Raw genomic sequence first — 4,881 nt, 5'->3', positions numbered from 1 at the left:
GCCTGCCGCCGGCCGCCAGGCTCTGCCTGGTCAGGCTGTCCGATGGCGGCGGTGATGCCGTGGAGGTCCGGGAGTTCGATGTTGCCCGGCGCGCCTTTGTGGAGGGCGGGTTCCGGTTTCCCGCCTCCAAGCTCACCGTCGACTGGCTGGACGCCGACACCCTGGCGGTGGCCCGGGTCGCCGCCGACGGCGAGGCCACGGCTTCGGGATATCCCTTCATACTGCGGACGGTGAACCGCCGGGGCGAGAGCCGGGAGATCTTCCGAGGACAGCCCACGGATGTGTCCGTCGCCGCCAGCGTCCTGCGCGACGAGGCCGGGCGCAGCCAGGGCCTGGTGATCAACCGGGCGGTGGACTTCTTCCGCTCGGAATTCAGCCTCTGGCGGGACGGAAAGCTCATCCGCCTTCCCCTGCCCCTGCAAGCAACCTACCAGGGCTCCGCCCAGGGCCGGATGATCTTCATCCTCAAGGCGGACTGGAAGGGTCTGTCCTCAGGATCGGTCATCGCCCTGCGCCGGGACGATCCTGCCGGGACGCCCGAACGGGTCTTCACCCCCGGGCCGAAGCAGGCGGTGCAGGACGTGTCGGTCACCGCGGGACTGGTGGCCATCAACCTGCTGGATGAGGTCAAGGGCGCCGTTGAGGTGTTCGACATGACCCGCGGCCGCTGGACCGGCGAGCGCCTGTCCCTGCCCAGGGACGCCACCTTCCAGATCATCTCGGCGAGCGACGTCGATGATGTCCTGATGATCTCGGCGGAGGGGTTCCTGGACCCGCCCTCCCTCTGGCGCGTCGATGCGGCGACCGGGGAGACGGCGCGGATCGCCTCGCTTCCGCCCCGGTTCCCGGCCGAGGGTGCCCAGGTCGCCCAGTATTGGGCGACGTCGAGCGACGGCGTCCGGATTCCCTATTTCGTGGTCTCGCCAAAGGGGGCCCGCAAGGATGGCTCAACACCGACCCTGATGTACGGATATGGGGGCTTCGAGATCGCCAAGCCGCCGATCTACCTTCCTGAAATGGGCAGGCTGTGGCTGGCCCGCGGCGGCGCCTACGTCATCGCCAATATCCGCGGGGGCGGCGAGTTCGGCCCCGCCTGGCACCAGTCGGTGATGCGTGAGAAGCGCCAACTGGCGTTCGATGACTTCGCCGCCGTAGCCCGTGACATGACTGCCAGGGGCCTGACCTCGCCCCGCCGGCTGGGCATTTACGGACGCTCTAACGGCGGGGTCCTGACGACCGTTTCCATGACCCAGCACCCCGAGCTCTGGAACGCCGTCGTGGTCGAGAGCCCCCTCGTCGACATGCTGCGCTATCACAAGCTATCGGCGGGAGCCTCCTGGGTGGGCGAATACGGCGACCCCGACGTCCCGGCCGACGCAGCCTTCATCGCCCGGTACTCGGGCTATCAGAACCTGCGACCTGGCATCGCCTATCCAGAGGCCTACATCACCACCAACACGCGGGATGACCGGGTCCATCCCGGGCACGCCCGGAAGTTCGCGGCGCAGCTCGAGGCCCTCGGGGTTCCCTACCTCTACTATGAGCAGACCCTGGGCGGTCACTCCAACGACTCGGACCCGGAGCTGAATGCACGGCGTTGGGCGCGCCACTACGTCTACCTCGCCCGCCGCCTGATGGACTGATCAGGCCTCGCGCAGGGACTCCGCAAGGAGGCGGCCTTCGGCCCCGCGGATAGAGCCCGACCGCCAGGCGACAACGATCTCGCGGGTTGGATGGTCGGCCTGGAGGGAGCGGATCTCGATGGCCGTCCCATCTGTCACACCCGCCTCCACCGCCATGGCGGGCAGGAAGGTGACCCCGAGGCCGGACCCCACCATCTGGACCAGGGTCGGCAGGGAGGTGGCGGCGAAGCTGGCGCTGGCCTCACCGGTCCGCGGCGGCCGCAGCCCGCAGGCCGCGAGGGCGTGGTCCCTCAGGCAGTGACCGTCCTCCAGCAGGATCAGGTCCTCATCCTCAAGCTCAGATGGCCGCGTCCAGGCCTGGCCGGCCAGACGATGCCCCGCCGGCAGGGCGGCGAGAATTTCGTCATCCGCCACATGGGCGCAGTCCAGGCCCGTCATGTCGAAAGGCAGGGCGATGAGGGCGGCGTCGAGGGCGCCGGCCTTCAGGGCCGCGATCAGCCTCTGGGTCAGGTCCTCGCGCAGATAGAGGCGCAGCTGGGGAAACCGGGCCTTGAGAAGCGGGAGGGCCTTGGGCAGGAGGAAGGGCGCGACGGTCGGGATCACCCCCAGCCGGAACCGGCCGGTCAGCGGCTGCCCGGAGCTGCGGGCGGCCTGGACCAGTTCCTCGGCCTCGTTGAGGATGATTCGGGCCTTGGCCAGGGACGCCTCCCCGACGGCGGTGAGGATCAGTCCCGACCGCGCCCGGTCGACCACGGGAGCACCGAGGATCTTCTCCAGCTCCTGGATCCCGGCCGACAGGGTCGGCTGGGTGACGTGGGCCGCCTCAGCCGCCTTTCCGAAGCCGCCATGTTCCACGAGGAGCTTCAGATACTGGAGTTGCCGGAGAGTGGGGAGCATGGCGTTCGGACTTCCAAGAGGGGCGGCCGCAAGTCAAACGAAAGCGGCGCGGCCCCCGGAAGGGAACCGCGCCGCTCTTGGTTTCGGAAGGCCAGGAGGCCCCGGTATCAGCGGGCCGACTGAACGCTCTCGACGGCCGCCGTCATGCGGGCGTTGAAGGGCTGGAAGGCGGCGCGGAACAGGGAGGTCATCAGCTCCGTGGTCTTGCCCATCTGGGCGACATAGGCCTCGGCGTGGGTCTTGGCGAGGTCGGTCTGGACCTCCATCAGTTCCTGGAGACTGCGGACGCTGGCCAGGGACTGGACGGCGGCGGTCTGGCGCTCCATCGCGACCTTCGAGAAAGCGACGGTGTCGAAGCTCAGGGCTTCCGCGCCCTTGGCGGCGGCGGTCACCGAGGCGATCATGGCCTCGAGGTTCTTGCGGTAGTTGGAGGTCATGTCATTGAGGCCGGACATGCCCTTCTCCATGGCGTCGTGGAGGCCCTTCTCCATGGCGTCGTGGACGGCTTCGTTGCCGGCGGCGGCGGCGGTCACCGAGGCGATCGCGGCATCAACGCTTTGGCGGGCGTTGGAGGTCATGTCATTGAGGCTGGACATGCCCTTCGCCATGGCGTCCTGCGTGGCGTCCTGGACGGCTTCGTTGCCGACGTTGGCGATCTTGTCGGCGGTGGTCTTCGCGGCGGACATATTGGCGCTCCTGTCGATGTGAGTGATGACGCATTCAGTTTGTGCGGCGCAAACGGATCTCATGTTGCGCCGCAGCAGTCAAGCGGGTTGTGCGGTGCAACATGAACAGGCTGTGAAGGGCCTTCAAACGGAATTTACTTCCCCGCAACGCAGCGGCGGTTAGTATGTCCCTTCATCCTGAACCCGCCGGCCACGCCGGAGACGCCAGGGACGCTCGCCTTGCCGACAGCCGCCAGACGCCGCCCCGCCCGTCCGTTCGCTCGCCTTGTCCTGGGGCTGGCCCTCGCCATCATCGCCGGAGTCTCGGCCCTCGCGCCGGCGAACCCGGCCGCGGCGGCTCCAACGACGCCCTTCCCGGAAATGCGCTACGCCGCTGTCGTCGTCGACGCCCAGACCGGGGAGGTCCTGTTCTCCCGGCGGGCAGACAGCCTGAGGTACCCGGCCTCGGTGACCAAGGTGATGACCCTCTACCTGACCTTCGAAGCCCTGGCCTCGGGCCGGCTGTCCCTGAACGATCCAGTTTTCATCTCAGCGCGGGCGGCCGCCCAGAGCCCGACCAAGTTGGGCCTTCCGGCGGGCGCCAGCCTGACGGTCTCCGAGGCGATCCAGGCCCTTGCGATCAAGTCAGCGAATGACGTGGCGGTCGCACTGGCCGAGAAGCTGGGTGACGGAAGCGAGCGCCGGTTCGCCGCCATGATGACCCTCAGGGCCCGCGAACTGGGCATGGTCAACTCCCATTTCGTGAACGCCTCGGGCCTGCCTGACACCCGACAGGTCAGCACCGCCCGGGACCTCGCCATCCTTTCGCGCGCGGTACTACGCGACTTCCCTCAGAACTACGCCCTGTTCAGCCAGCAGTCCTTCACCTTCCGGGGACAGAAGATGAACAATCACAATGGCCTCCTGTGGGCTATGCCGGGGGTCGACGGCCTCAAGACAGGGTTTACGAGCGCTTCGGGCTACAACCTCGCTGGCTCGGCGGTGCGCGGCGACCGTCGCCTGATCGCCGTTGTGCTGGGCGGCCCCTCGAACGCGCGCCGGAACGCCAAGGTGCAGAATTTGATGCTGACCGCTTTCGACCTGGCGGCCCGCCGCGACCGCGGCGAGCGGGTCCAGTTCGCACAGGCCAGCTTCGAGGCTGAACCCGCACCCGCCGTGCTCTACGCCCAGGTACGGCCAGTGGATCCCTACCCGGCTGGCCCTCAGGGTACGGGCCCGGATCGTGTGGTCCTGACCAGCGCCCCGACGCCCCGGAACCTCTCCCAGTTCGAGATCGTCGATCCGCAGGAGACCGGCCTGCGCCAGAAGCCCCGGGCAGAAGCCGGCCGTTGGTCGGTGCAGGTCGGTGCCTTCAAGACCCAGGATATGGCCCGGGAACAGGCCTCGCGGGTGCGCAAGCTTGTGCCAGCCCACTTCGCCTCGGGGGGCCGCGCAGAGCGGGCCGGCTCGGACTGGCGGACCCGATTCACGGGATACTCCGAGACTTCTGCCCGGGCGGCCTGCAAGGCCCTGAAGACCCGCGGCGAGCCCTGCATGGTCCTGCCTCCGTCCGCCTGAAGGCGAACGTCCGCCTGAGGGCGAACGGGAACTCCGAGGTTCTTATTCGCCGCGGGTAACGATCGCCGCCGTTGCGACCAGTTCGCCCAGCAGGGACA

General features: G+C 68.4%; 4 protein-coding genes. 2 read left to right on the top strand and 2 right to left on the bottom strand.

Going from position 1 to position 4,881, the window contains the following annotated elements; genetic code table 11:
• Nucleotides 1-1,643, top strand: a 1,643-nt coding sequence (locus tag WCJ52_RS11505) for a prolyl oligopeptidase family serine peptidase (protein WP_336903450.1), incomplete at its 5' end; no start/stop codon positions are given.
• Here WCJ52_RS11505 and WCJ52_RS11500 read toward each other — a convergent pair.
• On the bottom strand, nt 1,644-2,540 hold the full coding sequence (locus tag WCJ52_RS11500; protein ID WP_336903449.1) for a hydrogen peroxide-inducible genes activator: 897 nt from the start codon (nt 2,538-2,540) through the stop codon (nt 1,644-1,646).
• A 107-nt stretch (nt 2,541-2,647) separates the two neighbouring features.
• Nucleotides 2,648-3,226, bottom strand: coding sequence for a TIGR01841 family phasin (gene phaP, locus WCJ52_RS11495; RefSeq protein WP_336903448.1), 579 nt, complete (start codon nt 3,224-3,226; stop codon nt 2,648-2,650).
• A gap of 219 nt (nt 3,227-3,445) precedes the next feature.
• Here phaP and WCJ52_RS11490 point away from each other — a divergent pair, with 219 nt between their 5' ends.
• Nucleotides 3,446-4,783 carry a D-alanyl-D-alanine carboxypeptidase gene (locus WCJ52_RS11490; protein WP_336903447.1) on the top strand — a complete coding sequence of 446 codons (1,338 nt, stop codon included), beginning with the start codon at nt 3,446-3,448 and terminating at the stop codon, nt 4,781-4,783.
• Nucleotides 4,784-4,881 lie beyond the last annotated feature (98 nt).

The organism is Phenylobacterium sp., assembly GCF_037138395.1.
In the GTDB taxonomy this organism is placed as follows: Bacteria; Pseudomonadota; Alphaproteobacteria; order Caulobacterales; family Caulobacteraceae; genus Phenylobacterium.
The sequence above is the reverse complement of the archived record's forward strand: the minus strand, read 5'-3'. Positions and strand labels throughout refer to the sequence as shown.

Excerpts from the sequence above, each read along its gene's own strand:
- WCJ52_RS11500 (WP_336903449.1), bottom strand. The coding sequence starts at position 2,540 with ATGCTCCCCACTCTCCGGCAACTCCAGTATCTGAAGCTCCTCGTGGAA.
- phaP (WP_336903448.1), bottom strand. The coding sequence starts at position 3,226 with ATGTCCGCCGCGAAGACCACCGCCGACAAGATCGCCAACGTCGGCAAC.